Origin of the sequence: Alteromonas sp. MmMcT2-5, assembly GCF_022348315.1 — a bacterium.
GTDB lineage: Bacteria > Pseudomonadota > Gammaproteobacteria > Enterobacterales > Alteromonadaceae > Alteromonas > Alteromonas macleodii.
Map to the genome: position 1 here is coordinate 1 of NZ_JAKRFB010000037.1, position 24438 is coordinate 24438.

26 protein-coding genes are annotated in these 24438 nt (G+C 42.7%); 21 read left to right on the forward strand and 5 right to left on the reverse strand.

Annotated elements, in window-relative coordinates:
• The first annotated feature begins 108 nt into the window (after positions 1–108).
• The 5 genes from MHN09_RS14875 to MHN09_RS14895 all read left to right on the forward strand — a co-directional run bounded on the left by MHN09_RS14875 (position 109) and on the right by MHN09_RS14895 (position 4221).
• Positions 109–408, forward strand: a complete 300-nt coding sequence (locus tag MHN09_RS14875) for a hypothetical protein (protein WP_075608262.1) — start codon at positions 109–111, stop codon at positions 406–408.
• Positions 409–536: 128 nt separating this feature from the next.
• Positions 537–1019, forward strand: coding sequence for a DUF2846 domain-containing protein (locus MHN09_RS14880; RefSeq protein ID WP_239241251.1), 483 nt, complete (start codon positions 537–539; stop codon positions 1017–1019).
• Positions 1020–1153: 134 nt separating this feature from the next.
• Positions 1154–2743 carry a DUF4435 domain-containing protein gene (locus tag MHN09_RS14885; protein WP_150140884.1) on the forward strand — a complete coding sequence of 530 codons (1590 nt, stop codon included), beginning with the start codon at positions 1154–1156 and terminating at the stop codon, positions 2741–2743.
• 79 nt (positions 2744–2822) lie between these two features.
• Positions 2823–3509: a hypothetical protein gene (locus MHN09_RS14890; protein WP_187447974.1), complete on the forward strand. Its 687-nt coding sequence runs from the start codon at positions 2823–2825 to the stop codon at positions 3507–3509.
• Positions 3510–4071: 562 nt separating this feature from the next.
• Positions 4072–4221 (forward strand): hypothetical protein, encoded by a 150-nt coding sequence (locus MHN09_RS14895; protein ID WP_239241253.1) that lies wholly within the window; start codon positions 4072–4074, stop codon positions 4219–4221.
• 77 nt (positions 4222–4298) lie between these two features.
• On the opposite strand, the gene MHN09_RS14900 is transcribed toward MHN09_RS14895, so the two are convergent.
• The 3 genes from MHN09_RS14900 to MHN09_RS14910 all read right to left on the reverse strand — a co-directional run bounded on the left by MHN09_RS14900 (position 4299) and on the right by MHN09_RS14910 (position 5980).
• Positions 4299–4616, reverse strand: coding sequence for a CcdB family protein (locus tag MHN09_RS14900; RefSeq protein ID WP_202942633.1), 318 nt, complete (start codon positions 4614–4616; stop codon positions 4299–4301).
• Entirely contained in the window at positions 4616–4861 is a 246-nt protein-coding gene (locus MHN09_RS14905) for a type II toxin-antitoxin system CcdA family antitoxin (protein ID WP_156086393.1), read from the reverse strand. The genes MHN09_RS14900 and MHN09_RS14905 overlap by 1 nt, the downstream gene beginning before the upstream one ends.
• Before the next feature lie 141 nt (positions 4862–5002).
• Entirely contained in the window at positions 5003–5980 is a 978-nt protein-coding gene (locus MHN09_RS14910) for a transposase (RefSeq protein ID WP_187447703.1), read from the reverse strand.
• Between the two features lie 271 nt (positions 5981–6251).
• Between MHN09_RS14910 and MHN09_RS14915 the strand changes: the two genes are divergently transcribed.
• The 12 genes from MHN09_RS14915 to MHN09_RS14970 all read left to right on the forward strand — a co-directional run bounded on the left by MHN09_RS14915 (position 6252) and on the right by MHN09_RS14970 (position 14839).
• A complete protein-coding gene (locus tag MHN09_RS14915) occupies positions 6252–6617 on the forward strand; it encodes a hypothetical protein (protein ID WP_187447702.1) in 366 nt (121 codons plus the stop codon).
• Between the two features lie 196 nt (positions 6618–6813).
• On the forward strand, positions 6814–7428 hold the full coding sequence (locus MHN09_RS14920; RefSeq protein ID WP_239241255.1) for a hypothetical protein: 615 nt from the start codon (positions 6814–6816) through the stop codon (positions 7426–7428).
• 333 nt (positions 7429–7761) lie between these two features.
• Entirely contained in the window at positions 7762–8781 is a 1020-nt protein-coding gene (locus MHN09_RS14925; protein ID WP_187447701.1) for a hypothetical protein, read from the forward strand.
• Between the two features lie 162 nt (positions 8782–8943).
• Positions 8944–9438 carry an AAA family ATPase gene (locus tag MHN09_RS14930; RefSeq protein WP_239241256.1) on the forward strand — a complete coding sequence of 165 codons (495 nt, stop codon included), beginning with the start codon at positions 8944–8946 and terminating at the stop codon, positions 9436–9438.
• 41 nt (positions 9439–9479) lie between these two features.
• The gene (locus MHN09_RS14935) at positions 9480–9947 is read left to right on the forward strand and encodes a nuclear transport factor 2 family protein (RefSeq protein WP_239241258.1); all 468 of its coding nucleotides are present in this window, start codon (positions 9480–9482) and stop codon (positions 9945–9947) included.
• A gap of 106 nt (positions 9948–10053) precedes the next feature.
• Positions 10054–11085: a serine hydrolase domain-containing protein gene (locus tag MHN09_RS14940; protein ID WP_239241260.1), complete on the forward strand. Its 1032-nt coding sequence runs from the start codon at positions 10054–10056 to the stop codon at positions 11083–11085.
• A gap of 530 nt (positions 11086–11615) precedes the next feature.
• Positions 11616–12020, forward strand: coding sequence for an MAPEG family protein (locus MHN09_RS14945; RefSeq protein WP_239241262.1), 405 nt, complete (start codon positions 11616–11618; stop codon positions 12018–12020).
• Positions 12021–12034: 14 nt separating this feature from the next.
• Entirely contained in the window at positions 12035–12259 is a 225-nt protein-coding gene (locus tag MHN09_RS14950) for a hypothetical protein (RefSeq protein ID WP_075176549.1), read from the forward strand.
• Positions 12260–12280: 21 nt separating this feature from the next.
• Positions 12281–12538, forward strand: a complete 258-nt coding sequence (locus MHN09_RS14955; RefSeq protein WP_239241264.1) for a hypothetical protein — start codon at positions 12281–12283, stop codon at positions 12536–12538.
• Between the two features lies 1 nt (position 12539).
• Positions 12540–13130 carry a hypothetical protein gene (locus MHN09_RS14960; RefSeq protein WP_239241266.1) on the forward strand — a complete coding sequence of 197 codons (591 nt, stop codon included), beginning with the start codon at positions 12540–12542 and terminating at the stop codon, positions 13128–13130.
• A 78-nt stretch (positions 13131–13208) separates the two neighbouring features.
• Positions 13209–14258, forward strand: coding sequence for a DUF2157 domain-containing protein (locus tag MHN09_RS14965; RefSeq protein WP_239241268.1), 1050 nt, complete (start codon positions 13209–13211; stop codon positions 14256–14258).
• A gap of 404 nt (positions 14259–14662) precedes the next feature.
• Complete coding sequence (locus MHN09_RS14970; protein ID WP_239241270.1) at positions 14663–14839, forward strand: sporulation YhaL family protein; 177 nt, start codon at positions 14663–14665, stop codon at positions 14837–14839.
• A gap of 245 nt (positions 14840–15084) precedes the next feature.
• On the opposite strand, the gene cdd is transcribed toward MHN09_RS14970, so the two are convergent.
• On the reverse strand, positions 15085–15492 hold the full coding sequence (cdd, locus tag MHN09_RS14975) for a cytidine deaminase (protein ID WP_338853617.1): 408 nt from the start codon (positions 15490–15492) through the stop codon (positions 15085–15087).
• A 135-nt stretch (positions 15493–15627) separates the two neighbouring features.
• On the opposite strand from cdd, the gene nlpI reads away from it, so the two are divergent.
• Both nlpI and MHN09_RS14985 read left to right on the forward strand, forming a co-directional pair.
• A complete protein-coding gene (gene nlpI / locus MHN09_RS14980) occupies positions 15628–16530 on the forward strand; it encodes a lipoprotein NlpI (protein WP_239241274.1) in 903 nt (300 codons plus the stop codon).
• A gap of 12 nt (positions 16531–16542) precedes the next feature.
• Complete coding sequence (locus MHN09_RS14985) at positions 16543–18207, forward strand: sel1 repeat family protein (protein ID WP_239241276.1); 1665 nt, start codon at positions 16543–16545, stop codon at positions 18205–18207.
• A 35-nt stretch (positions 18208–18242) separates the two neighbouring features.
• On the opposite strand, the gene cysZ is transcribed toward MHN09_RS14985, so the two are convergent.
• Complete coding sequence (cysZ, locus tag MHN09_RS14990; protein WP_239241278.1) at positions 18243–18980, reverse strand: sulfate transporter CysZ; 738 nt, start codon at positions 18978–18980, stop codon at positions 18243–18245.
• 262 nt (positions 18981–19242) lie between these two features.
• On the opposite strand from cysZ, the gene smc reads away from it, so the two are divergent.
• The gene (gene smc / locus MHN09_RS14995) at positions 19243–22782 is read left to right on the forward strand and encodes a chromosome segregation protein SMC (RefSeq protein WP_239241280.1); all 3540 of its coding nucleotides are present in this window, start codon (positions 19243–19245) and stop codon (positions 22780–22782) included.
• Positions 22783–22802: 20 nt separating this feature from the next.
• Positions 22803–24380 carry a cell division protein ZipA gene (zipA, locus tag MHN09_RS15000; RefSeq protein WP_239241282.1) on the forward strand — a complete coding sequence of 526 codons (1578 nt, stop codon included), beginning with the start codon at positions 22803–22805 and terminating at the stop codon, positions 24378–24380.
• Positions 24381–24438: the final 58 nt, after the last annotated feature.

Genomic DNA, 24438 nt, shown 5'->3' on the forward strand with positions numbered 1-24438 from the left:
AGAAAGTGTTTAGGCTTCAAGCAGCCAGCGATTGTATTTAAAGAAATGGCATTGGCTGCTTGATATTGACGAGTGTCGCACTTCGCAGTTGAATTCGGGGGAATACAAATGCAAGATGCCACTTTAAAATCGATTACAGCCACAGTTCAAAATGGTGTTGCAAAAGCTGATGGGAAATTTTGGATTACTGAAACTGATATTCATTTTGCCCCATATAATAAAGATTATGGGCTTGGGCCTCTTAAAATTGAAAGGAGCTCAATTTCAAAAGTAGAAAAATGTTTAGGTAAAGGTGCGGGTATTCTGCCTATAACATCTGATGCAATTGAAGTTTCATTACTTGATGGCAGTACATTCCAATTCATAGTGTCAAACCCTAACGAGTTAGTTGTACTCCTGAGCAAATAATCAGCTAACAAGGCGCTTAAAACGCAACCCGCGGGGCGGGTTGCTGGGACAAAAACACAATGCCGCTTCGCGATTATGGCATTGTATTTTTGCCCTTTAGCTAGCAGTTAGCCATCACTGGAGAAAGAATGAAACTACCTTTAATTAAAATTTTTCTTTTCGCATTTACTGCATTTTTAAGCGGTTGTTCGGCGACTGGCGAAAAGTTTTCGGAAGCCACATTGGTAAACCAAGAATCAGCTACCGTCTATTTTATGAGGCTGAGTAAGTTTTTGGGTGCGGCTGGTTGCAGAGATGTATTTATAGACAATAAAAAAGTTGGCTGTATAAAAAACGCTGGATTTTTAAAAACTGAAATTCTTCCTGGCAAACGGTTTATCAGCCTACCTAAAGTTACAGAAAATGATTGGGCTAACGAAACTTCGGTCGAAATAGAAGTACAAACCGGACAGATTTATTTTTTGGAATGGACTCATGAGTTAGAAGACTTTTACGTAATCCCTGCTGGAGCTATGGTTATCACTGGTGGCGAAACCAAAGCTTCAATAATAAAACACAAAAAGGAGTCCGCTTTGCCAATCCTAAATCAACTACGTGATTCTGCGTCGTGATGGCTAACAAGGCGCTTAACTCGCTCCCTTCGGTCGCTGGGACACATACGCGTGGCCGCTTCCCGATTATAACCCCGCGTATGTGCCCCTTAGCTTAAAGTTATGCCAATAATCATGGATAGAGAAATCTCGATATGAAAGAACTGATTCTTCCAAAAGAAAATAACAACGAATCAATTGAAGCAACTCAAAGCATATTGTTTGTGGGCGCCAATGGCTCTGGAAAAACCCGTCTTGGCACTTGGATTGAAATAAATTCACCTCAGAAACACCTAGTACATAGAATATCTGCGCAAAAATCCCTCTCCTTACCTGATTCCACTACTCCTCAATCGATAGAGCAAGCGGAGAAGGATCTTTTGTTTGGCAACCCCGGGTGGACCTACCAGAATAAGGCGAGCAAGTGGCAGAACAAACCAGCTACTGCGTTTCTAAACGATTACCAAAAACTCATGGTTTATTTGTTCTCGGATGAAACTGAGGAGAATGCGAAGTTCAAGAGGGCCTGCAAAGAAAGTGAAGAACGTGTTGCCCCTCCTATAACTAAGATTGATCGCGTAAAAGAATTATGGGAAACAATCCTTCCTCACAGGGAATTAGTTATTGGAGGATTAAGAATTCAAACACGCGTTAGGGGACTTGAGGACAAAATATATAACTCATCAGAGATGAGTGATGGAGAGAGAGTTATATTTTACCTCATAGGGCAGTGCCTAGCCGCTCCAAAAGATGGAATCATTGTTATAGATGAGCCCGAATTACATCTGCACAAGTCTGTCCAGGCTCCATTATGGGACGCTGTAGAAAAACTAAGAGACGACTGCCTTTTTGTTTATTTAACGCATGATGTTGATTTTGCAGCTGCTAAAGAAACAGCGAAAAGAGTGTGGCTGAAATCTTTCGATGGCCAAAAATGGGAATGGGAGCAAATAGAAGACGATGAAAATCTCCCAGACGATTTACTTATTGAGGTTTTGGGGAGTAGAAAACCTGTTGTATTTGTAGAGGGCGAAAATGGCAGCTTTGATGTCAGCCTATACAGAGAACTTTTATCAGATTTTCTCGTTATCCCAAGGGGGAGTTGCACTCAAGTAATCCAATCTGTAAAAGCGTTAAAAGCAAACCCACAAATACATCATTTGGATGTGTACGGATTAATCGACAGAGACCGTAGGGTTCACGCTGAAATTACAAAGCTTGAACAAGACTCCATTTATGTATTGAGCGTAGCAGAAGTTGAGAATCTGTTTTGTGCGAGAGAGGTTCTTGCAATAGTAAGCAATAGGCTAGCTCGTGACCCAGCATCAGATTTTGATGCGGTTTCCAATACCGTGTTTGGTAGACTTCAGGGAGAGCTCGACCATCAAGTGTCATTGCGCGTATCTAGTGAAGTTAAGTTCCAACTGAATATGTTTGATGCAAGTCAAACTGGCGCTCAAAATATAAACAACGCACTGCAAGCGCTTGTTTCGAGTATTGATGTAAACCAAATATATGCTGATACAGATTCACTTTATCGCAATGTTCTAAATACAAAGGACTATGAGCAGTTATTGGCGCTCTACAACCGTAAGTCCCTTTCTTCACAAGTTAGTAATTCATTGGGCTTAGCAAATGGAAGCTTGCCAGAAACGATCGTCCGACTTGTGAGGGGCGATTCTAAAGAAGAAATTAAGAATGCGTTAAAACCCTATTTTGGGAACTTTCAGCAACATATGGCATAAAAACACTAAACAAGACAGGCATATCTGTGTATATAAATTTTATGCCTGCCTTACTCTTTAAATGGAGAAAATTAGAGACATGGCAAGAATTGTGACAAAGGAAGATTGCTTGGCAGAAATACGGAGATTCTTCAAATATTACTCTTCGTACTGCCAAAGCCCAGATCCAGATTCAGTTAGAGAGGTGCTGGCTTCGATCTATAGTGTGAATGACAAAACAAGAAAAGCTGGGTATCCCAATTTTTTCGACAGTTACGAGTTTCTTGCTATTAAAGCCATTCGAAATTATGCAATTCATCAGGCTGAGATATATAACGAAGCTAAAGCACTGCCTCTCATATCGTCGGTCCCCATACAAGCCGACCTGAATATACTTTGCTTGTTACCGATTGATGTCGTCGATTTGATTTGTGAAAGCACAAATGAATTAAGTAGGGCGGCGATAAAAGATACTTGTAGGTATTACAAGAAGTACGTCGATATATATCCATGTATTTTTAATTTCGGAGTTCAGCTTTTCCTCTATACAGAGGAAAACGATCTTGAAATTGATTCTATTGAATATCTTGAATTTAAAAATTCAATTGAGTTCGAAAGGATGCACAACTTCCCTCATCATGTGTCAGGGGGGGTTAGCCTACCTAGGGGAGGGGACATTGATGAATTTATTGACAATAGCCTTCAATCAATCAATGAAAATTCTGAAATTAAGAGTGCGCTGTATTCAGAAGAAAACGGCATGTTTACCTTCAAAGGTCTCAACTAGAATCACTAAACAAGACAGGCATATTTGTTTCACGGATGGAGAAGACTAAATAAGGCAGGCTCTTTTGTGCACGTTTTCGGCCAAATTACGCGGTCATGTCCACATGGCGGAGCCTGAAATCGAAGGCTATATCCCAGTAATAGCAAAGTCTATTACTTAACAGGACAGGCATGTTTATGTACTCCAGCTAATACTGGCTTTTTTGTTTTTGGCTTGCGTGAAATACACTAAATTCATCTAGGGACTAAACAAGACAGTCATCTTTTTATACCTTGGATTGCGCTAAAAACGATGCAGTCAATGAATACTAAACAAGACAGGCATGTTTATGTAATGTCGTCAGACCACGGCAATTCCGATGGTGGTGGTACCGGAGATATCGGAAGCGACGAGTACTCGCACTATAAAGCTCTGTAATATGTACTAGCTCATCGCTTTACTTTTCTAGCCACATTACGTCGTTATGCCCACCTGTCAGAATCTCTTATAGAAAGGCTATATTCCAGTAATAGCAAAGTCTATTGCACCTATCAGCAATTCGCGGGATTGCGCTAAAGAACCGATGCAGTCATTAAGCACATCTTCAGGTATGGAACTACAGACTAAACAAGACAGGCATATTTATGTATTGTCGTCAGACCACGGCAATCCCGATGGTGGTGGTACCGGAGATATCGGAAGCGACGAGTACTCGCACTATAAAGCCCTGTAATATGTACTAGCTCATCGCTTTACTTTTCTAGCCAAATTACGCCGTCATGTCCACTTGGCGGAGCCTGAAATCGAAGGCTATATCCCAGTAATAGCAAAGTCTATTGCATCTATTAGCAATTCGCGGGATTGCGCTAAAGTACCGATGCAGTCCTGTAGCACATCTTCGGGTATGGAACTCAGTTGTTGAGTCAGGAATAGGTATGTCTCGCCTTCGAATTCTATCTCCGGCGTAAGATTTTTCATATAAAGATTATTTCTAGTCGTATTCTTTGTCAGCGGTACAACTAACCTTGTTGCTAATTGGTCAATTACAGAGTTTTGAACATCTACAAGAAAGGGGTAAGCTTTATTAGTTTTTGAGCTTGGGTTTCTGTAAACATCAAACTGTGCCATTAGAAGTTCCTGTACTCATCACCTATACTGCCGTTCTCAGCAACAAACTCGTTGTACGCAGCTATGGCAGCTTTGTTTTCTTTTTTCCACCTTTCATCTTCAACACTTTTCAACTTGTCTTTAAGTGCCTGTTCTAAGGTTGCAGACAGGTTAACTTTTAAGTCTCTAGCTTTTTGCAATAAATCGCTGTTTAAGCTTAAATTAGTCGCTTTTTTTGGGGCATGGATGTCATATAAATCTTGCATGCTATCACTCCAAATTGTTCTACATATTAAGTATACGCATAGGGATGCGCATTGCAAAAAATAGGTTCTTAACAAGCCCGGAATTGTTATGTAGAGATGTATACATATAGTGCCGGTCTTACTCTCAATTAAACTGCAAAATTAACCGAGTAATCGCATCGCACTGTGTCGGCACTGAACCCGTTGCTGATGTTGATTCTGCGCGTATTGCTCTAGGTGAATTACTTTGCCGGCGGCGTGCTTAAAGCAGGTTTCAAATTGCGTGGTTAATGTTATCCAATGTTCGTGTTCAATATTGAGACGCTCTAAAATAGGGGGTAGGTTATGTTGAACCTTGCCACGCTTGTTTGGGTGAATATATCGGCTGGTTATATCTACAAGCTGTAAGTAGTCTGGAAGAGTAAAAGGTAAACCGTGTGGCATCTCTTGTCTTGGATTGCCTACAAAAGGCATAAGTCTTTTAGGTGTTTTGCCCAGCCTGGCTGCGTTAATACGGTATTTGATACTGGTATGGTCCGATGCCTCAGGAGTTTTGGCCATCTTTGCTCGTATTGGGTTTAAATCAACATAAGCCATACAGGCGGCAAGGGCTGACTCATCTAATAGCGCTTGTGACTTAAACCGTCCTTCCCAAAAATGACCAGTACAGTCGTCCTCTTTATTTGCGGCCCTGGCAATGTATTCATTCAGTGCACGCATAAACCAACTGATATCGAATAGCCTTTTACGCCATACTTCAGCCGTTAACTCAACCGTTTTAATTTGGGTTTCATGTAATTCTTTACGTAAATCTGGTGATAAGTAGCGCTGTGAGATTAATGTGCCTTTGTAAAGTTTATGCCAACGTTGAATCACGTCTTCTGTACTCAGTGCGTCTGCTTTCTCTTTGTTTACGTGTAATACCAGATGCGTATGATTACTCATTACCGCATAAGCGCATACATCGATGGCAAAAACCTCACTTAAAATATGAATACGGTCTTCTACCCATTGGCGACGATGCTCAAAGCTTCTACCGTTTTCCTCGCCACATAGGAAAGCACGACGAACGCAGCGGGAAACACAGTGGTAATAGGGCGTATCCGATAAACTAATTTGAGACTTTCGGGCTTTAGGCATTGCGACTGTCCGACTCTGATTAACTCGATTAGCAGTTTGGATGGGTATTTAGATTAAAGAAAGTGTACGAAGGGACAGTTTGGGTGTTTTCGAATTATGGCTGTCTTGCTTACGTTGTTGTCTTGCTTACGGTTGCTTACGTTGTTGTGCTCACTCTTTTGCGCCAAAAAAATTCAATAAAGTCTTTTTAAGCTGCCATAATTATTACTAATCTGTCAGAACACCAATAAAAGGATATTACTATGACACTTTGCAAGACTAACGCTTTTTTATGGCTTGTTTAATTATGCTAGCGGGCTGCTCGAAAAGTCAGCAGGAATTATTAAAAGGCCACTGGGAATGTAGTGGACAAGGCGATGGCGCCAAGTTCACGGGGAGTGCGGAGTATGTAAGTAATGGCAGCTCAAACGTGATGTTTGAAATGAGTATGAAAGAGTCGGGTACAGAGGCTGAATTCGATGTTATAGCTCAAGGCACTTGGGAGCTCAATAAAAACGAATTACTTGAGTCATTCACTAAGCTTACTATTACCCGTTTTGTTGTAGATGGACGCAATTTACCACCTGAACAATTTCCTCAACAATTGAAAGAAGCCATTATTGGCACTAGACAAGACAGTCATTTTTTACAACGGTAGACATTTGGTAACTGTCTTACACGCTCTGAGAGAATACGGGATTCGCACCTTTAAAGAGAATCATCGACTAAACGAGACAGGCATCTTTGTCTAAAAGGGTGTACATTATGAGTCTGTCTAACTAGCTATTTTTAAGTCGGTATCCGCTATATATGGAAGCCCACTGTAGTGGATAAAACCAAGTTGGAATCAAGGAATGATGAAGAGATTACTGATAGTTATAACTGCTCTTGTTGTTATAGGCTGTAATGAAAATCAGCCGAAAAACCACTCCCCAGAAATTGCATTAGCGAAGATAATCGGCAATGGAAATCAAACCGTTGTAAATGAAGTTCAACTTTATCTTTCTGATAAGAATGCATACAAACTAAAACACAAAGACGGACTAGAAGAAAGCGGATTTGATGGAGCCTTTGAAAATTCATTTGACCTTACATTTGTAATTATAGAAGGTCTAAAAAGCATCAACCGTGTGGTGATTGTAGATTGGAGAGAGGATGCGCAACATGTCTTCGATTTATTAAACGATTTATCTAAAAATGCACTTTCTACTTGCAGCATATCGAGACAGCTGGCGGACGATATGATGCAAACTCAGTTCAATATATCTTACTACTTAGAATCTAGTGAATCTGGCTTTTTATTCTCAACCTGTGCAAAAAGCATGGGGTTAGAAATTATTGGCATTGACGATGGATCAGACTCGTTCGTCTTGTCTTTAATACCAAGTGGCAACGCGGCAAAACTCAAAACATATTCGCAGCAACTAAAATTGAATATAAAGACATACGATAACCGTGTGACTAGTTAGTTGGAGCGAAGAAGAACGTGCTGCGATAGCTTTTTTGTACTGCTTAAATTTTTCTATTTTTTTTCGAGGCAAAAATGACCAAAAATGAAATACCTATTATTGCTAAACAAGCGCTGTCTGAATATCTAGAGGAACCAGGAAGCGTTCTCTATAGTAGTCATGAAGCATAAAGGCCTACCTCATTTAAGTCGCTACTCTCCTGTAGGTAAAACTGAAGTTATCAAGTGGCTGTCAAGTAAGATACAACAAGTCAATTAACATCGCAGCTTTGATACAGCCGCAGAAGGCTTTAGCAAAGCTGTTACCTGTTATTCACTCAAAGGAATGCAAAGCATGCTCTACAAAATAGAAGAACAAGCAGAAATATTTGAAAAGTTGGAACCCGTAGAGTTCAAAGACTTTTCTAGCTTTGGAAAATTAGAGAAAGATCTAGAAAATTTAATTGCGAACAGTATTTTAGACGTTTTATTTGAAGATGCTAGATTGATGCCGGTGTTTCAAGAACGACAATGGCAGGCAGAAGCCGACATATATGCACTGAATGAAAGTGGCGAATTAGTCATATTCGAGCTAAAGCGTGCATCTGCCGGGAAAGATGCCGTTCATCAAGCGCTAAGATATGCGCAAGATGCTGGTCAATGGAGCTATCAAAAATTAGAAAATAAGTTCAAAGAATATAGCAAAGGCGACATGTCGCTAGTTGAAGCACACAGAGAGGCTTTTAGTCTTGAGCACCAATTAGAGCCTAAAGAATTTAATAATAAACAGCACTTATTAGTTATCGGCAGTGCAGCGGATGACTCATTAATATCTTCAGTCGACTACTGGAAGAAAAGTGGTATATCCATCGATTTCTTGCCCTATAGAATTTATGAACTTGCTGGCGAAAAGTACTTTGAGTTCTTTGCGCTTCCCTATGATAAGCACAAAAACCCAAGTGATGTAAAAGGTGTATTATTTGATACAAATCGCAGTTGGAATGAGGACTCTATTTGGTCGATGATGGATAATAGTCGTCTGGAGGCGTATGGAGACGCCAAAAGGTTTGTTCACCATGTTCATATAGGCGACATTGTTTTCTTTTCCCACAAATGGTGTGGCTTGATAGCTGCTGCAAAAGTGAAAGGTGAGGTTAAAGCGCCAGACAGTGAAACACTGTATCGAGACGTAGAGTTTTTAACTCCCATCCCCAACCGAAACGATAACACGTTATTGGCTATGCCTTTTTCAGAAGTGAGTTCTAAAACAGGTAAAAGTTTCTTTTGGGCCAGAACGATAAAAGTACCTTACTTAACGAAAAGCGAAGCACTTGAGTTAGTCGATGAGCTTAATAATTATTTACATAGCACTTAACAAGTTAACGCGGTTGGGGTTCTTCACAGTCAAAACTTTAAGCGCTAGTGCACTTTTAATGGCCTTTTGGTAGTTTCTGGCTACGTTGCCGTGGACTGTTTAAGGTCGTTTAAAACGCATTGTTAGTTCAGCATTTTATTAGTTGATTTAAGGAGGGTGGTTTTGGCAAAAATTTTAATATTTGGAAACTCTGGTTCTGGAAAATCTACGCTGGCACAGCACTTATGCAAAACACAAGGTTTGGCTCATTTAGATCTAGATACATTAGCGTGGAAACCTACTAGCCCACCTGAGAGAAAGCCTATTGATGAGTCTGAAGAAGAGATAAAGGCTTTTATTTCTTCTAACGACAAATGGGTAATTGAAGGCTGCTATACAGACTTACTAAAAACTGTAGAACAGCAGTCTACTGAAATTATATTTATGAACTTATCCATTGAAACCTGCATTTCAAACGCAAAGGCGAGACCTTGGGAGCCCCATAAATACAAAACAAAGCAAGCCCAAGATGTCAACTTAGCAATGCTTATTGATTGGATTGGGCAATATTCAGAAAGAAACGATACATTTTCTTATGCGGCTCATAAGCAGTTTTATGATAGTTACCATGGTCATAAGAAGATGATTACTCAAAATGTCCCAACCGAGCCAAGTTAGGCAAATTCGTTAATATATGAAATAAGTGAAACGGAGTTTCAATGAAGATAAATCTACTTTTAGCATTATTATTTCTAGTATCAGGTACGGTGTCGGCTGAAGACATTAAAATAGATCTTAAGCAGCTTGCGCAACAGTATTTCGACACAATGGTTGCTACTCAGGCCCCAGGCGCTACACAAGTTGAGCTTGAAAATCACTTAAATTTGCTCGCGGATGATGTTGGTCATTCACATTTGCCATGGGTGAAAGACGATACGCGATTACCTGACGGTAAGGAGCAAATGAGAGAGGGCATGACGTTCTATTTAGGCGCACATACAGAATATAGTGCTGAGCTGTTAGATGTTTTTACATTTAATCATTCTGCTATTGCTATCAGATATAAGAATTATGCCAAGGGCGTGCACCCGCAAAACAATCAACCTATTGAATACAGTCAAGTAATGATGGAAGTACTAGAAATAGAGAACGGTAAGATTGCTGTAATTCGAAAGTACCATGAGTAAGTTTCATTTTCGATAGCCGTTTAGGTAACAATTGTATTTTCGGTTGCAATAAGTTGGCGTACACCTAGTGATAGTGTTACAAAATGATCTTTAAGGACGGGGTAAAATGACGAAGAACCGAAGAAAAACCATTATCAGGTTTCTTCTGCTAGTCAGTACTATTGTTTCCTTGTTTTTCGTTCCGTGGATATTGGTTAAAGCCTGGATCCTACCTTTGCCACACACAGTACAAGAACAAGTTGATGAAGCAATTAGCCACGGCTTTGACGGCATGATTGTTTACGTGGATCAGGCGGGAAAACCTCCAGCTTCTTACACAGCAGGCTGGAAAGACAGAGATAACAAAATACCCGCTGCCCCCGACTCTTTATTTAAAATTGCCAGTATCAGTAAGTTGTACACTGCTGTGGCTATCACCAAAATGGCGCGAGAACAGCGACTATCCCTAGACGATTTACTCGTTGATCATTTACCCAAACTCAAAGACAGAATTGAGCATTCAGAAAAAATAACGCTTAAAATGATGGTGCAGCATAAGTCAGGAATCCCTAACTTTACTGATAATGCTGCCTACTGGGAAAACGAACCGGAAAACGGCAAGCGAGCGCTCGACTTTGCGCTAGATCTTCCGGCGAGTTTTGAGCCCGGTGATGGATATGAGTATTCCAACACGAACTATCTGTTGCTTCGCAATATTATGGATAAGGTTTTGGGGTACAGTCACCACAAGTACATTAAGCAAAACATTTTGCTTCCACTTCAATTGAACAACACCTATTTTTCATTGAGCGAAGTCAATATGGACGACGTGATGAGCGGCTACTACGTTGGTTACGAGGAAGATGTCAAGGCGCGCGACAACGGTATGCTAGCGACAGCAGAAGATGTGGGTAAGTTCTTACGAGCGCTAAACAACGGCGCTATTTTCAATGAAGGCGAAGCGGAACTTTACCCTTATGTGTTCGAGCATGGAGGCTTGGTTATCGGCTACCAGAGCCTTGCAGAATATGACAAAGACCTCGGTACCGTGGTCGTTCAATTTATCAATACCACTGACTTTGACGGTTATGAGTGGAACTTGTCTGAAATCACAATTAGCCGACTTTTTAAAATACTAAGAAAAGCAGAAAACGAGTAGGTGGTAGGCTTGGCTCAACGTTTTTTCAGTGTAGGCCAATCATTAGAAGTTAGAAAATAATGGGTGGCAACAGAGCGCTTTTTATTATGAGCTTAGTTTATTAATTCGCCGTTTTTACTCTATGCTTTTAGTGGTTATTTTATATCTTCAGCTGCTCGGCAAAAAAGGGGCAAAACGTGAAAAAACTCTTCTTAATGTTATCTGTGCTTATATCGGTTTTGTGTTTGCTACTGGCCGCAGCGCCATTTACTCCGGCAGTTGCGGGCTCGTTTTTAATGCTTATGCTCGCTGGAGTTTTAGGCTTTAAAGGGTATTCAAAAATAAGCTTGCTTTGCTTTGTATCAACACCTTTTCGATAGTTGTCAGCCCCAACATAAACGAGTCTAGTTTTGCCGGATTAACTGTAATATCGATTATCTTTATTTTCTCTTTCACCGGTGTAGCACTTGGTCTGCCGAAAGGTGTTCAAAGATATAATAGTTGCGTTGATAGCTAACGAAATTTGATAACAACGAGATAATTAAACCAAGATGTCTAATTTAATAACCCCTATGTTTATGCACATTCTTCTTTGTGCATTGCTCTACGTATTTCTCACGCTAGCTCGCGCGCCTTCGGTATGGGGAGTAGGGAAAAACAAAGATGGTTCAAACCCGTTTGCCGATATACAGCCTAAAGTAAGTGCGAATCTGAGCAATCAGTTTGAGTGGCCGTTATTTTTTCACGCTGTTTGCGCCTTGCTAATTGCCTTAGGTGAGCCAATCAGCAATTCACAAGTCTTCCTTGCGTGGGTATTTGTTATTGGCAGAGTGCTGCATAGTCTTGTACAAATATTTACAGACAATATTAGATTGCGTGGTTTGGTGTTTACCATCAACTTCGTTGCCGTTCTTGCAATGTGGTTGTTGCTTTTTATAGAACAGGTTTTAGGTTAAAGAGCGTAAGGGTTATGGAAGAAGTTTTTGAACCGCTGGGCCGCTTTATGCTTCGAGTAATAAAGTGGATTATCATAGACGCAATTATAGAATTTGTTTTGAAGGGCACGGGCCATGTGGTGCTTAAATTGCTGACTTTCGGAAAATATCCAAGAGCAGGTCGTGATGAGGGAAGGACCGTTGCTGTTGGTTTTATAAGCTTTGTGGTGGTTTTTGTCTGTCTTGCAATGATTGCTTAGTTTTGAAAAAGGATATCTGCGATGAAATTAGAAAAGTGGGCGAGCATAAGAGAAAAAGGAAAACAGCGCTTCGTTCTAGTTTACGGCGTTTTAGGCTGGGGAGTCTCGACGGGTTTATTATGGTCATTACTAATGGCGTTTGTCGAGCCTTCCGAAAATGTCTGGGGGAAACTCGCCATTGCGATGATCATCTTTCCCATTGCGGGTATCGCTTTTGGCCATTTAATGTGGAACAAATCTGAAAAAGCTTTTGCAAAAGAAACGACGAAAACTGTATAGAATGGCCAGAACATGTCTTGCAATAACCAATGAAGGGAAGCCGCTGTTGTTAAGTATCAAAAAATTATTTGTTGTTTCATTAACTTTGCTTGTAGTAAGTTGCGCCAATATACCTATTGCAACAATGCTTGAGTTTCGCTCATTTGATGAGGAGAAATTTGTTGAACTCGACCCCAATCATTTACTTACGAAGATTCACTTAGACAAGCCTGCCGAAATAAAACCAAAAAGCACCTGGCTTACCTTGGGTGTTAGCTCCTCAAAGCAAGAAAGAAGTTTTAAGTATAATCTTGAGGTTATTTCAGAAAAAACACTGCCGGCCGAGTCAGGATGGCTGAGTAAAACGCCAGTGCGAACTGAGTACATTTTAGGGTTAAGTGCCGACGCAATAAAAGAATTCACTGAACTTCAAGAGTTCATGGGTTCTGCAACGCCAACGGGCTTTGATCTTCACGTTAATACTGGGTTCAAAGAGGCGGCAAATGAAATGACAAGCATCACAATGTCTATCTTTTTAAAGCTTTACGCTGATGAAGACTATTTTACGCTAATCGATAGAGCGCAATTAGATATCGAGATAGGAAGCGAGTAACTTCTATTAGGCTGGCTTTTTACCCATAACAAAGTAAAGTAATAATCTTCAGCTCTTCAAGCTTATTTAGAGAAGTACATGGAAGTATCTAAAGCCAGTATTCAAAAAGCAGTAGCTAACAATATCATCTCCGAGCAACAGGGCATTGCTCTGTACAATTTCTTCCAAGAAGAAAATCAGCATACTCCCTCTTTTACCTTCACCCATATTCTGTACTACTTAGGTGGCCTTATTGCAATTGGCGCCATGACTCTATTTATGAATTTAGGCTGGGAGCAATTTGGTGGTGCCGGCATCGTATTTATCTCTATGCTTTATGCTGGCGTGGGCTTAAAGCTTGCCAATTCCTTTGCGCGTAAGCATTTAATAATACCAGCAGGGATCTGTGCCACGTTCGTAGTTTGTTTAACGCCAATTGCTATCTACGGAGCTCAGCAATGGCTAGGGCTATGGCCCGACGACAATACGGTTTATCGCCAGTTTCACCACCGCATTAAATGGCTATGGTTATATATGGAACTTGGAACGCTAGTAACTGGACTTGTCGTAGCATGGCGATATAAATACCCGTTCTTAATAATGCCGATTGCGGTAACGCTCTGGTATATCAGTATGGACGCTGTGATGCTCGTTATTGACCATGAGGACTTATGGAACAGCTACACGTGGCAATTCCGAGCACTTGTGTCGATGTACTTTGGCGCGTTGATGACGCTATTGGCGTTCTGGGTGGACATCAGAGCACGAAACACAGCAGATTACGCGTTTTGGCTTTATCTTTTCGGCGTTTTAGCGTTTTGGGGCGGCCTTACCAGCCAAGATTCAGACAGCGAACTGTCTAAGTTTGTCTATTTCTGTATAAACCTTGCCATGATTGGCGCTGGTGCTCTGTTGGTTCGACGTGTATTTGTCATATTTGGTGCTTTGGGAAGCTGTTTATATTTAGGTCATCTTGCTTCTACCGTTTTTGAAGATAGTTGGCTTTTCCCAGTGGCGCTATCAGCGATCGGCTTAGGCGTCGTATATTCGGGAATTTGGTGGCAAAAGAATGAAGCTCGCATAGCAAAGAGTGCGCAAGCGATACTGCCGAAAGCGCTACAGGAACTATTAGCTAATAAAGCTAGATAAGCGAATCAATAGCCAGAAACTGCAGAAGATTCAGATTTACAACCCGCAAAATAGTAGTATCCATTACGCTAGTTGCTCTGCCACAAAAAGTAGGGCCTCGTTTTGTAGGCGTGGTTGTGGCTTTTTTGTGGGGCGGTGATTTTATTGTTGGCTCGATAGGTATCTCTTCCCATCATCTTTGGCTGCTGTACTTGGACTACGGCGTACTCGGCGGCTTCGGGCTTGGGCACGGTTATGATGGTTAATCAAATGCCAGCCATCAAAGATGGACAGTCTGTTATGGCTATTGGTGTTGAAGTTTCTGAATAACTAAGCTGGTGGTGTAGTTACAGTGGTGATCTAATTAACCTACTCAAACAAATAAATGTTAAAGTTATTTCACGAAATTGTGATTAGGGAATGATATGGACTTTCTTTTTAATGTTTTGATTTGGGTAGGCGTGGTTATTTTTGCCATATTTTTTATTGGATTTATGGCCGCTGCTAAGCTGAATAAACGCCAAGAAGAAAAACGCGCCAATCAGACGTCTGCAGAGCCTACTCGTGAAGGCGAAAAGCCGAGTAACCAAAATAAAAGTTAACCTTTCGTTCATTGTAAAACGTCAACGTTTAATAAAAACGTTCATATTTTTCACCCCTTTATATCAGTTCCCCCGTTTAGTGAAAAAAGGGGGAACATTATGCAAACAACAATTTTACCAAACGCCAACCCAAAGCACTTAACACACCAAAGTGTACTACCGTTTAAAAAAGCGCCTTTCGTAAACGAGGTAAGGGCGGTGAAACTCGCTCGAGCCTCGATTACGAACAGTATTTTAGGAATGACTTATTTGTCTAGATCGTGCGCCCTAAAGGCATTTGGAAGTAACTCACCAATGGTGGTTTCGAATGTCTCGCCGTTTTGACTTACCATGGTTACGGGAGTTTCATCTGGGGCGAATTCAGCAATTTTCTGTCTGCATCCACCGCACGGAAAGCAAAACTCGTCGTTCGGGCTCGCAATAACGATATGCGAGATACGTTTGTGTCCCTGTGTGACCATATTGCCAATAGCTGTGGCTTCAGCGCATTGTCCTAATGGAAAAGCAGCACTTTCTACATTACAACCAGAGAAGGTTTCGCCACTTGGAGTAAGCACCGCAGCACCAACTTTAAAGTTGGAATAAGGTGAGTGTGAGTTTTTCTGTGCGTCAAAAGCAAGTTGTGATAGTTGTTCTAAATTATTTTTCTTCATAGCTACCTGTGTTAACCACCCAATACGCTTTACTTTTATCATCAAATGCGAGAAGGTTGGCGGCATTAGCGCCGCAACAAGCGTATACTTAATACTCAGGCGGTTTTTTCTTTTTTTATAGAATGCTTTTTTACCATGTGCAGAAACGTTAGTCTCATCTTTTTTTCTCTATTCGCTGCTATCTTAACCGGTTGTGCGCAAACACCACCTGTTTCAGAAAGACCACAAATGGGAAACCTGCTTTTAGCCGAACCTGCGCCCATTAATCCTCGTTCCGAAATGGCTATTGCTCGTTACAATCAGGTGCTTACCAGCCCTGCGTTATCAGATGAAGACAAAGCTGAACTGCACTTTCAACGAGGCATGTTGTACGACAGCGTGGGCCTATCGGGCTTAGCGCAGTTTGATTACACCCAAGCCATTAATTTAAAGCCAGATTTGGCTGAAGCCTATAATTCTATGGGTATTCACTATATTCAGCAGAACGACTTTATTCAGGCTTACGACGCATTCGACTCTACGCTGGAAATCAACCCAGAGTATGATTTCGCGTTCCTAAATCGCGGTATTGCGCTTTATTACGGTGGGCGCGCCGAACTCGCGACCAACGATCTAAACCGCTTTTTTGAAAAAGATGACAGCGATCCATTTCGTGCTCTGTGGGCGTACTTTGCGCATCACGACATGTCAGAGCTTGAAGGACAAAAATACTTAGCTTCTATTCGACCAACGCTGGACAACCAGCACTGGGCTACTACGCTGGTGGATTTGTTTTTAGGTACTGTTGATGAGAACGATGTACTTAACTCATTGTTAGACGGTGTGAAAAGCCAAAAAGCGTTAACAGACAGGTTGTGTGAAGCGTATTTTTACTTAGGTAAATTTCATACCCAGCGCGGCAACAGCGGTATTGCATCAAATTACTTCAAGCTTGCATTAAGCACCAATGTATTTGATTACGTTGAACACCGCTACGCACGAATGGAACTTAACCGTTTGCGTGAACTGGCTAGCAGCGATTTGGTTAGCGAAGAGTAAGCAGCAAGCGTTATGCGAGGCTTATTTTTAGCAGTGTTCGCACTGCTCATAGTTGCGGGCGATAGCGGACGCTATGTCCCGCAGCTAATTGCTAATGCAAGCAAGGTGCTTACGCCGGCAAGCCTAGTGTCAGATAGCGACCCAACTCAAAAGGCGAGCTCTGCTTCAGTAAATGCTGCCGACGGCATGGAACAGGACAGCACAGAATCTTCTCCCGACGCTCAAACTTCGGATATTACCGAACGTTTCAATTATTCTGACTATCACCTTAAGCATGACGCACTAGCGCTACTTTGGTTAGCTGCAAAGCAGGGCAGTGAAAATGCACAGGCACGCTTGCTCGGTGAATTTGAGCGTGCGTATAACGCAGGCTTCATTGCTACTGACTATATCGATGAAGCCACTGCAACCTATTTTCTAGAGAAGCTAGTGAATCTTGAAAACGCAGACGCTGCATGGCTGCTGTACCAAATATTAGGTGAAGAAGGTGCGTCACAGCGCTTTATGCGCTTAGCGGCGCTCGGCGAGGTCGCAGAAGCACAGCTTGCGTTTGCAATGTCTACCGATTCGCCAGAAAAACGTGAGAAGTGGCTGGTACGCGCGGCTTCACAAAACTACATACCCGCACAGGCCGCATTGGCCGATTGGTATCTTTTACACGGGCAACAACAACTAGCGAAACCACTGCTCGCAGCAACAGCAACTTTAGACATGCAAAGTGCATTTAAGTATGCTCGCCTTCTGTGGGACGAAGGGGAATTTTCTGAGGCTAAGGAGCATTTTAGCTATGCCGCGAAGAAAGGGCATCTTCAAGCGGAAAAAGCCTTAAAGGCCATCAATCTCTACACGCCGTATTCTATACAGCAAGCACTAAAGCAGTCTCCTTCATTTAACTGGGAGAATGAAGGGAAATGCCTTCAGCGTATTCAGCCTTTTGCTACCAGTTTAGCTACTATCATGCGTGCTCACAGTCTTTATAACTCATTCAATGACGACAAGCGCCTGCAGAACCTTTCTATTTGCCTGGCCCCGCCTATTTGGCTTAAACCCGATGTACTAAGCTGCGATCCGGATTATAAGAACGCTGGGATCTTAGGCTGTAGAATTACTCCTTTGGCAAGCATTGCGAAAAAGCAGAAATTTAGTCATGCAGTAGTAGTGGCAGAGCAGGGTAAGGCAAATGTTCAAAACGGCGTAATGTACTTAGACATCAGTGACGCTTATTCAGTGTTTGTTCATGAGCTAGCGCACTTCGCAGGCTTCGCTGACGAATATCCTATTGGCAAGGGCATGGCGAATAGGCTGTGCGATGAAGATGGAATAAGCGATTTTGCACCACCAAACCTAATCGTAGACTCTGAGTATTGGTACGCACCTCACGAAACGGTTGAAAATTGGCTAGAGATAGATCCTGCAACCATTATTGCACGCGCCAAAACGTGCACCGTATTGGGGAAAAACAGCTATAAGCCCAGTCGCAGAATTACCTTTATGGAACATCACGATAGCGGCGTGATCCCGCCTTTATATTTGGTACTGTGGCAGCAGCAGCTGGAAAAACAAAATGCCCAGCGACCTATTTCAATGAATTTTTTCCAGGCGTTCCACAATAGCGGCAACCAAAAAGAAGCCGCACACTGGTTAGCTGAATACGAAGCGTTTACTGGTGGCAAATAACCATAGCTGTCATTACTAAAACAATACACTCGCCACTATTTAGCGAGTGTATCTTTAAGCTCTCTTACCCACATAGACGTTGCACCACAAATTGCTACGGGCATAACGATAAAGTTAACCACGGGAATAAGTGAGAATATATTCACCATCATTCCGAACGTCATCGCTTTCCCTTTGTGTTCGCCAAGGTGCAGGCGCATGCGCGTAAAATCTATTTTGTGGTTGTCGTATGGATAATCGCAGTACTGAATTGCCATCATCCAGGCGTTAAATAAGAACCACAAGACTTGCCCAATAATGGGCAGGAAAAAGAACAATAACAAAAAACCAATAGCGCGAGGTACATACCAGATAAGCTTGGTGAGTTCGCGGCCTACTGTTCGAGGAATGTCTTTAACTAAAGACATCACGCCCTCGTCACCTAAATCTTGACCCGTTAAGTGACGCTCAACCTTTTCAGATAGAACGCCATTAAACGGCGCTGCAATCCAGTTTGCGAGTGTGCCAAAGATCAGTGCGAAAATGAGCAATACGCTGATGACTGCTAGGGGCCACAAGAAAAAGCTGATCGCTGTTTTTATCCAGCCTAACCATTCAGGTACAAGATCAATCACATAAGCGATACCCATTTCTATTTGGCCAAATAAGAAGTAAAAAGCCACAGAAAAAAGCACTAAGTTTATTGTTAGGGGTACAAAAACAAAACGCTTTAATCCTTTGGTTTTTATGAGCGAAAAGCCTTCAAAGAAATAATGTACACCGCCTGAACTCATTCGTACTCCTTCGCGTTTGAAACGCTGTGTTTGTTAACTATCTGCTCTATCATACGCGCTTGGCGTATTCTCTGCCTAACTCAGTGAAATGGTAATTGTTACAAGCTGTTAGATTTGGTAGAGTCGGAGCATAATAACAAAAGAATCTTCCGTGTGATTGCATCATTTCTACATCAACTGCTATTTCAGCCGATGGTTAGCTGGTTTCTGGCTAATATCAAGGCGATACCGCGTGCAGCTTTGTGTTTAAGAGGGATGATGTGTGAGGCTTAAAAAGATTAAGCTTGCGGGTTTCAAGTCCTTTGTTGAGCCAACTACCATTCCATTCCCTGGTGAAATGACCGCCATCGTAGGCCCTAACGGCTGCGGCAAGTCGAATGTCATTGATGCTGTACGTTGGGTTTTAGGTGAAAGTTCTGCCAAAAACTTACGCGGCGATGCAATGACCGACGTGATTTTTAATGGCTCTTCGTCTCGTAAGCCAGTGGGGCAATGTAGCGTTGAACTTGTTTTCGACAACAGTGCAGGGCGGATAGCAGGTGAATTTGCCAACTACAATGAGCTATCTGTTAAACGCTTAGTTACACGGGACGCCACCTCTACCTATTTTCTAAACGGCACTAAATGTCGCCGGCGTGATGTCACCGATCTGTTTTTAGGAACAGGGCTAGGCCCCCGGTCTTACGCCATCATTGAGCAAGGTATGATCTCTCGGCTTATTGAATCTAAGCCACAGGATTTGCGTGTATTCATAGAAGAAGCCGCGGGTATCTCAAAGTACAAAGAGCGCCGCAGAGAGACAGAGAACCGTATAAGGCACACGCAAGATAACCTTGAACGCTTGAATGATGTGCGCGACGAATTAGGCAAGCAGCTCGAAAAATTACAGCGTCAGGCAGCCGCGGCTACTCGTTACAAAACGCTACGTGCACAAGCCAGAGAGCTGAAAGGCCAGTTAGCAGCCCTTCGTTTTCTGAAAAATAGTGAACATATTGAAGCGCTGCAAAAACAGCAGCAATCACTCCAGTTAGAAGTGGATGACTTAGTTGCCCGGCTACAGGGCGACGAAGCTGGGCTTGAGTCGTACAAAACTAAGCAGCTGGAAACAAAACAAACGATAGATGATCTTCAGCAGCAGCTGTTTACTACCAGTAACGCAATAACGCGACTAGAGCAAAATGCGCTGCACGCAAAACAACGCAAAGGTCAGGTAGAGCAAGAGTTAGCACGAATTAGCGAGCAACACGAATTGCTTAACCACTCTATTGATGAGGCACAGGAAGCGCTTGCGGTATCAAACGAGGCGCTTGAAAACATTGAGCCTGAATTTGCCCTTAAGGAAGCAGAGTTAGAGCATGCCAAAGAGCGTTTTGAAGACGCTGAACAAGCGCTAAGAGAATTTAACGCACAAGCGCGAGCGCAAGAACAAACCTACAATCAACTTCGTCAGAATGTTCAGCAATACCATAGCCAAATTCAGTCAACGATGAGCATGCAGTTACGCACTTCTCAGCGTATCAGCGAACTACAAGACGAGCTAAAACAGCTAGACGAAGAAGATTTTGTCAGTCGGATAACGCTTTTAGAAGAACAGTGTAGCGAACTCGATTTTGACATTGATGAAGCTAAACAATTACTTCAAGAGTCCAATAAAAAGGTGTCGCAGCAACAAGACGAAGTCAACGCAATAGAAGCGAAGCGCCGTGATACCCAGGGCCAGTTACAAACTGCACTGTCCACAAAAGCTGCGCTAGAAGCGCTTCAACAAGATGCCTCAAATAATGAAGACGTAATGTTAGACGGGATAGAAAAGCTGTGGCAGCAGTTTAGCTCTAACCAAACTCTTGCACCTTGTGTAGAATCGATTTTACAACACGCAAAAGACCCCGTTGTTGCCAAAAGCCATGACATACAGGCACTGCTGCAAAACCAAGATAATTTGCCAAGCGGCATTAAAGTGTTTACCGATAAGGCGTTTGTAAGCACTGCCAGATCGGGTTCACTTGCACACGCTTTATTAACTGAATCTAGCACAAATGAATCGTCAACACAGCGTGTTCCCGCATTTTTTGATGACATTTACCTTTGTAGCAACGATGACGAACTTGCGACAACGATTGAAAGGGCTTTTGTAAGCGTTCTTGATAAAGAAGATGAACCTGAAGGCCTAGCCAAGGGGTTTACTAGCGCAATCTCGCCTTCAGGGTTGTGGGCAAGCTCGCAGTGGGTAGTGAAACCTGGCGAAGCAAGCGACGGTGCTTTGCAACGGGCGAACAAAATTAAGGGACTGGTAGAAAGCATTGAAGAAACTGAAAGCCTTATAGATGAGATTGAGCATTCACTAGAGCGCGCCAAACAGGCACTTGAACAGAGCGAAGCGCAAAAGCAGGCTATTCAGAGCGCCTTGGGTGAAAAAGAAAACCAGCGCGCACAGATTAAAAATAAACTTTCTTTGCTTGAAATGCAGCTAGAGCAGCAGTCTACACGCACTGCCAAACTTAGTGACGAGTTAGCAAAGCAAGAGTTAATGTTAGCGAAAGAAGAAGAGCAGTTAGCTCAGCTTTCGGAAAAGTTAGAGCTTCAAGAGGCACAAATTCTTGAACACGAAGTACACATTGACGATGTGAACGCTAAGCGTGATGCAAATGAGCGAACTACATCAGAGCTACGCGCGTTAGTTGATACATTAACATCGCAAAATCATGAGCTTGCACTTAAGAAGCAGCAACTAGAGAACCACCAGAATTTATATAGCCAGCAGGTTACACGTAACCTTCAGCAGCGTGAAGAGTACATAAAAAACAAAGAAAGATTACAAAAAGAACTTACACAGCTGACGTCTCCTGAAGAAATTCAAGAAGCAGAGCTTCAGTCGCTGTTGGAAAACAAAGCGGAATTAGAACAGCTGAAAAGTGCTAAGCAAAGTAGTCTTGAAGATATAGAGCAGTGGTTGCGAGAAGCCGAAAAAGGGCATCAAGCTCTGGGTAAAGATATTCAAACGCGACAGACAAACATCGATAAACTTAATATCGATATTGAAGGCTACCGAGTACGTGCGAATACGATTTTAGAACAGCTTGATGGAACGCAGCAGTCGCTGAAGAGCATTCTAGAAACCTTACCTGAAGATGCCGAAGAGAAGCGCTGGCAAGAAGACCTTGAAAAAACGCAGGCTAATTTGCAGCGCTTAGGTGCAGTGAACTTAGCCGCGGTTGAAGAATATGAAACCCAGTCGGAAAGAAAGTCACATTTAGATACACAGCACAACGACCTTACTGAAGCCTTAGAAACGCTACAGTCGGCCATTCGGAAGATTGATAAAGAAACCCGCACGCGCTTTTCTACTACCTTTGAGCAGGTTAACGAAGACCTTAAAACGTTATTTCCCAAAGTGTTTGGGGGCGGTTCGGCGTATCTTGCGCTTACCGATGACGATTTGTTAGAAACTGGGGTGACGATAATGGCTCGCCCCCCTGGTAAGAAAAATAGTACGATTCACCTCTTAAGCGGTGGAGAAAAAGCACTAACCGCTTTATCATTGGTGTTTGCTATTTTCAGATTAAATCCGGCTCCATTTTGTTTGCTGGATGAAGTAGATGCACCATTGGATGATGCAAATGTAGGGCGCTTTTGTAACTTAGTGTCAGAAATGTCACAAACAGTGCAGTTTATTTATATCACCCACAATAAAATAGCGATGGAAATGGCCAGTCACCTCACCGGTGTTACCATGGCGGAACCGGGAGTTTCGCGTATGGTAGCGGTAGATGTGGACGAGGCTGTAGCCTTCGCAGAAGCATAACAAAGGGCGAAAGAAATTAAATGGAAGATCAATTACGTCTATTTTTACTCCTTGGAGGCACGGTTTTTATCATCGCAGTGCTTGCCCATGGTATTTGGAAAATTCGTAAAAACAGTAAGCCTTCGGAAAAAGAGCGCTTAGAGCCCCGTCAGTGGCAAGATGATGACAACGATTTCGAGTCCGACGAGCAAGAAGGCTTTGACGAGCTTGGCATTGGCGCGGTGCGCGTGGTTAGCAAATCACAAAACCAAGAGCATGAGGCTGCAAGCAACGTATCGACGAATACGGCAAAAAGCCCTGCGCATCACGATATCAATGAAAAACATGCTTACAGCAGCGAAGAAGCTGATGACGACGATAGCTTGTCTCAACATGCCACGTCAAAAGAGCACGGTGATGGAAAAGAGGGCGCACACGGTGAGCATGCGGGTAAACGCTCAAGCAGCGTCGGTAATTCAGCTATGCCGTCTGACGGGAAAGAAGAAGCTGAGAAAGCACCAAAGCTCTATGGCTCTGTGGTTACGAATCCGAAGCCACACATGAAAGGGCAAACTCGTCCCGATGGCCCATCAACAAAAGGTGCTAACAGAGGCGACGAAAACCTTGCCGCGTTCCCTGAACCTCCAGGCTTCTTACTTCGTGAAGGCGAAGAGCAAGAGGAAACGTCTTTAGCGTCGCATGCTCAGCGTGAAGAGAGTGAACAGCCAAATACTCCAAGTATTCAAGAGAGAGCGGATAACGCGCAATCGCATGACCCAATTCAGAGTCAGGCGGGCGGTCATCAAGAAAGAGGGCGTGCAGAGCCAGTTCGTCCTGCACAGAAGTTTTATATCGACCCAACGCTGGAGGAAGAGCCTGAAACAGTGCAGCCGCCGGCTAAAAACGAAAGAGAAGTTGCTGATTTTAGTTTAGATGCACCCGAAGAGTCTGTTTCATCCAGCGATGTTCATGAAGAAAATGAACAGCCGCGACGTTTTGCACGTAACAAACGAAGCAAAACGCCAGTGAGAAGACGTGAAGAGCCGAATTTTGGTGACGATCAAATGCGTATTGATTTTGACACCAGTGAAGCAGCTAGCGCTGATTTTGGCGATGAAAGCTTTAGTGCTAATGAATCAGGCATTGATGGTGCTGGAACTACATCAAAGACCACTAAGTCGTCGATTGAACCCGAGGTTTTAGTATTAAATGTAAGAACGCCAGAAGGCGAGCCCATTTCAGGTGCTGCACTATTACCTATGCTATTAACATTAGGGTTTAAATTTGGCGATCAAGACATCTTCCACCGCCACGTAAACTCAAATGGCAAAGGGCCAGTATTGTTTAGCCTTGCTAACATGTTTAAGCCTGGGGTTTTCGATATTGATAACCTAGAGAACTTTGAAACCCAAGGTATTTCACTGTTTATGATATTGCCTATTGAGGGTGACCCTCATCAAGTGTTTAACATGATGCACAATGCCGCCCGCAAATTGGCAGATGAGTTCGGCGCACAAGTACTTGATGGGCGCCGAAGCGTATTAACGAAGCAGGGCTTACAGCAATACGTCGAGAAAATTCGTGAGTTCGAGCGCAAGCGTATGATTGCGCGCAGCTAGCGTTAATTTATCACTTGCGCCTCAATCTTGTGGATTATTCATGCAGGTGCAACAACAA

Excerpts from the sequence above, each read along its gene's own strand:
- MHN09_RS14875 (WP_075608262.1), top strand. The coding sequence starts at position 109 with ATGCAAGATGCCACTTTAAAATCGATTACAGCCACAGTTCAAAATGGT.
- MHN09_RS14880 (WP_239241251.1), top strand. The coding sequence starts at position 537 with ATGAAACTACCTTTAATTAAAATTTTTCTTTTCGCATTTACTGCATTT.
- MHN09_RS14885 (WP_150140884.1), top strand. The coding sequence starts at position 1,154 with ATGAAAGAACTGATTCTTCCAAAAGAAAATAACAACGAATCAATTGAA.
- MHN09_RS14890 (WP_187447974.1), top strand. The coding sequence starts at position 2,823 with ATGGCAAGAATTGTGACAAAGGAAGATTGCTTGGCAGAAATACGGAGA.
- MHN09_RS14895 (WP_239241253.1), top strand. The coding sequence starts at position 4,072 with ATGCAGTCATTAAGCACATCTTCAGGTATGGAACTACAGACTAAACAA.
- MHN09_RS14900 (WP_202942633.1), bottom strand. The coding sequence starts at position 4,616 with ATGGCACAGTTTGATGTTTACAGAAACCCAAGCTCAAAAACTAATAAA.
- MHN09_RS14905 (WP_156086393.1), bottom strand. The coding sequence starts at position 4,861 with ATGCAAGATTTATATGACATCCATGCCCCAAAAAAAGCGACTAATTTA.
- MHN09_RS14910 (WP_187447703.1), bottom strand. The coding sequence starts at position 5,980 with ATGCCTAAAGCCCGAAAGTCTCAAATTAGTTTATCGGATACGCCCTAT.
- MHN09_RS14915 (WP_187447702.1), top strand. The coding sequence starts at position 6,252 with ATGGCTTGTTTAATTATGCTAGCGGGCTGCTCGAAAAGTCAGCAGGAA.
- MHN09_RS14920 (WP_239241255.1), top strand. The coding sequence starts at position 6,814 with ATGATGAAGAGATTACTGATAGTTATAACTGCTCTTGTTGTTATAGGC.
- MHN09_RS14925 (WP_187447701.1), top strand. The coding sequence starts at position 7,762 with ATGCTCTACAAAATAGAAGAACAAGCAGAAATATTTGAAAAGTTGGAA.
- MHN09_RS14935 (WP_239241258.1), top strand. The coding sequence starts at position 9,480 with ATGAAGATAAATCTACTTTTAGCATTATTATTTCTAGTATCAGGTACG.
- MHN09_RS14940 (WP_239241260.1), top strand. The coding sequence starts at position 10,054 with ATGACGAAGAACCGAAGAAAAACCATTATCAGGTTTCTTCTGCTAGTC.
- MHN09_RS14945 (WP_239241262.1), top strand. The coding sequence starts at position 11,616 with ATGTCTAATTTAATAACCCCTATGTTTATGCACATTCTTCTTTGTGCA.
- MHN09_RS14950 (WP_075176549.1), top strand. The coding sequence starts at position 12,035 with ATGGAAGAAGTTTTTGAACCGCTGGGCCGCTTTATGCTTCGAGTAATA.
- MHN09_RS14955 (WP_239241264.1), top strand. The coding sequence starts at position 12,281 with ATGAAATTAGAAAAGTGGGCGAGCATAAGAGAAAAAGGAAAACAGCGC.
- MHN09_RS14960 (WP_239241266.1), top strand. The coding sequence starts at position 12,540 with ATGGCCAGAACATGTCTTGCAATAACCAATGAAGGGAAGCCGCTGTTG.
- MHN09_RS14965 (WP_239241268.1), top strand. The coding sequence starts at position 13,209 with ATGGAAGTATCTAAAGCCAGTATTCAAAAAGCAGTAGCTAACAATATC.
- MHN09_RS14970 (WP_239241270.1), top strand. The coding sequence starts at position 14,663 with ATGGACTTTCTTTTTAATGTTTTGATTTGGGTAGGCGTGGTTATTTTT.
- cdd (WP_338853617.1), bottom strand. The coding sequence starts at position 15,492 with ATGAAGAAAAATAATTTAGAACAACTATCACAACTTGCTTTTGACGCA.
- nlpI (WP_239241274.1), top strand. The coding sequence starts at position 15,628 with ATGTGCAGAAACGTTAGTCTCATCTTTTTTTCTCTATTCGCTGCTATC.
- MHN09_RS14985 (WP_239241276.1), top strand. The coding sequence starts at position 16,543 with ATGCGAGGCTTATTTTTAGCAGTGTTCGCACTGCTCATAGTTGCGGGC.
- cysZ (WP_239241278.1), bottom strand. The coding sequence starts at position 18,980 with ATGAGTTCAGGCGGTGTACATTATTTCTTTGAAGGCTTTTCGCTCATA.
- zipA (WP_239241282.1), top strand. The coding sequence starts at position 22,803 with ATGGAAGATCAATTACGTCTATTTTTACTCCTTGGAGGCACGGTTTTT.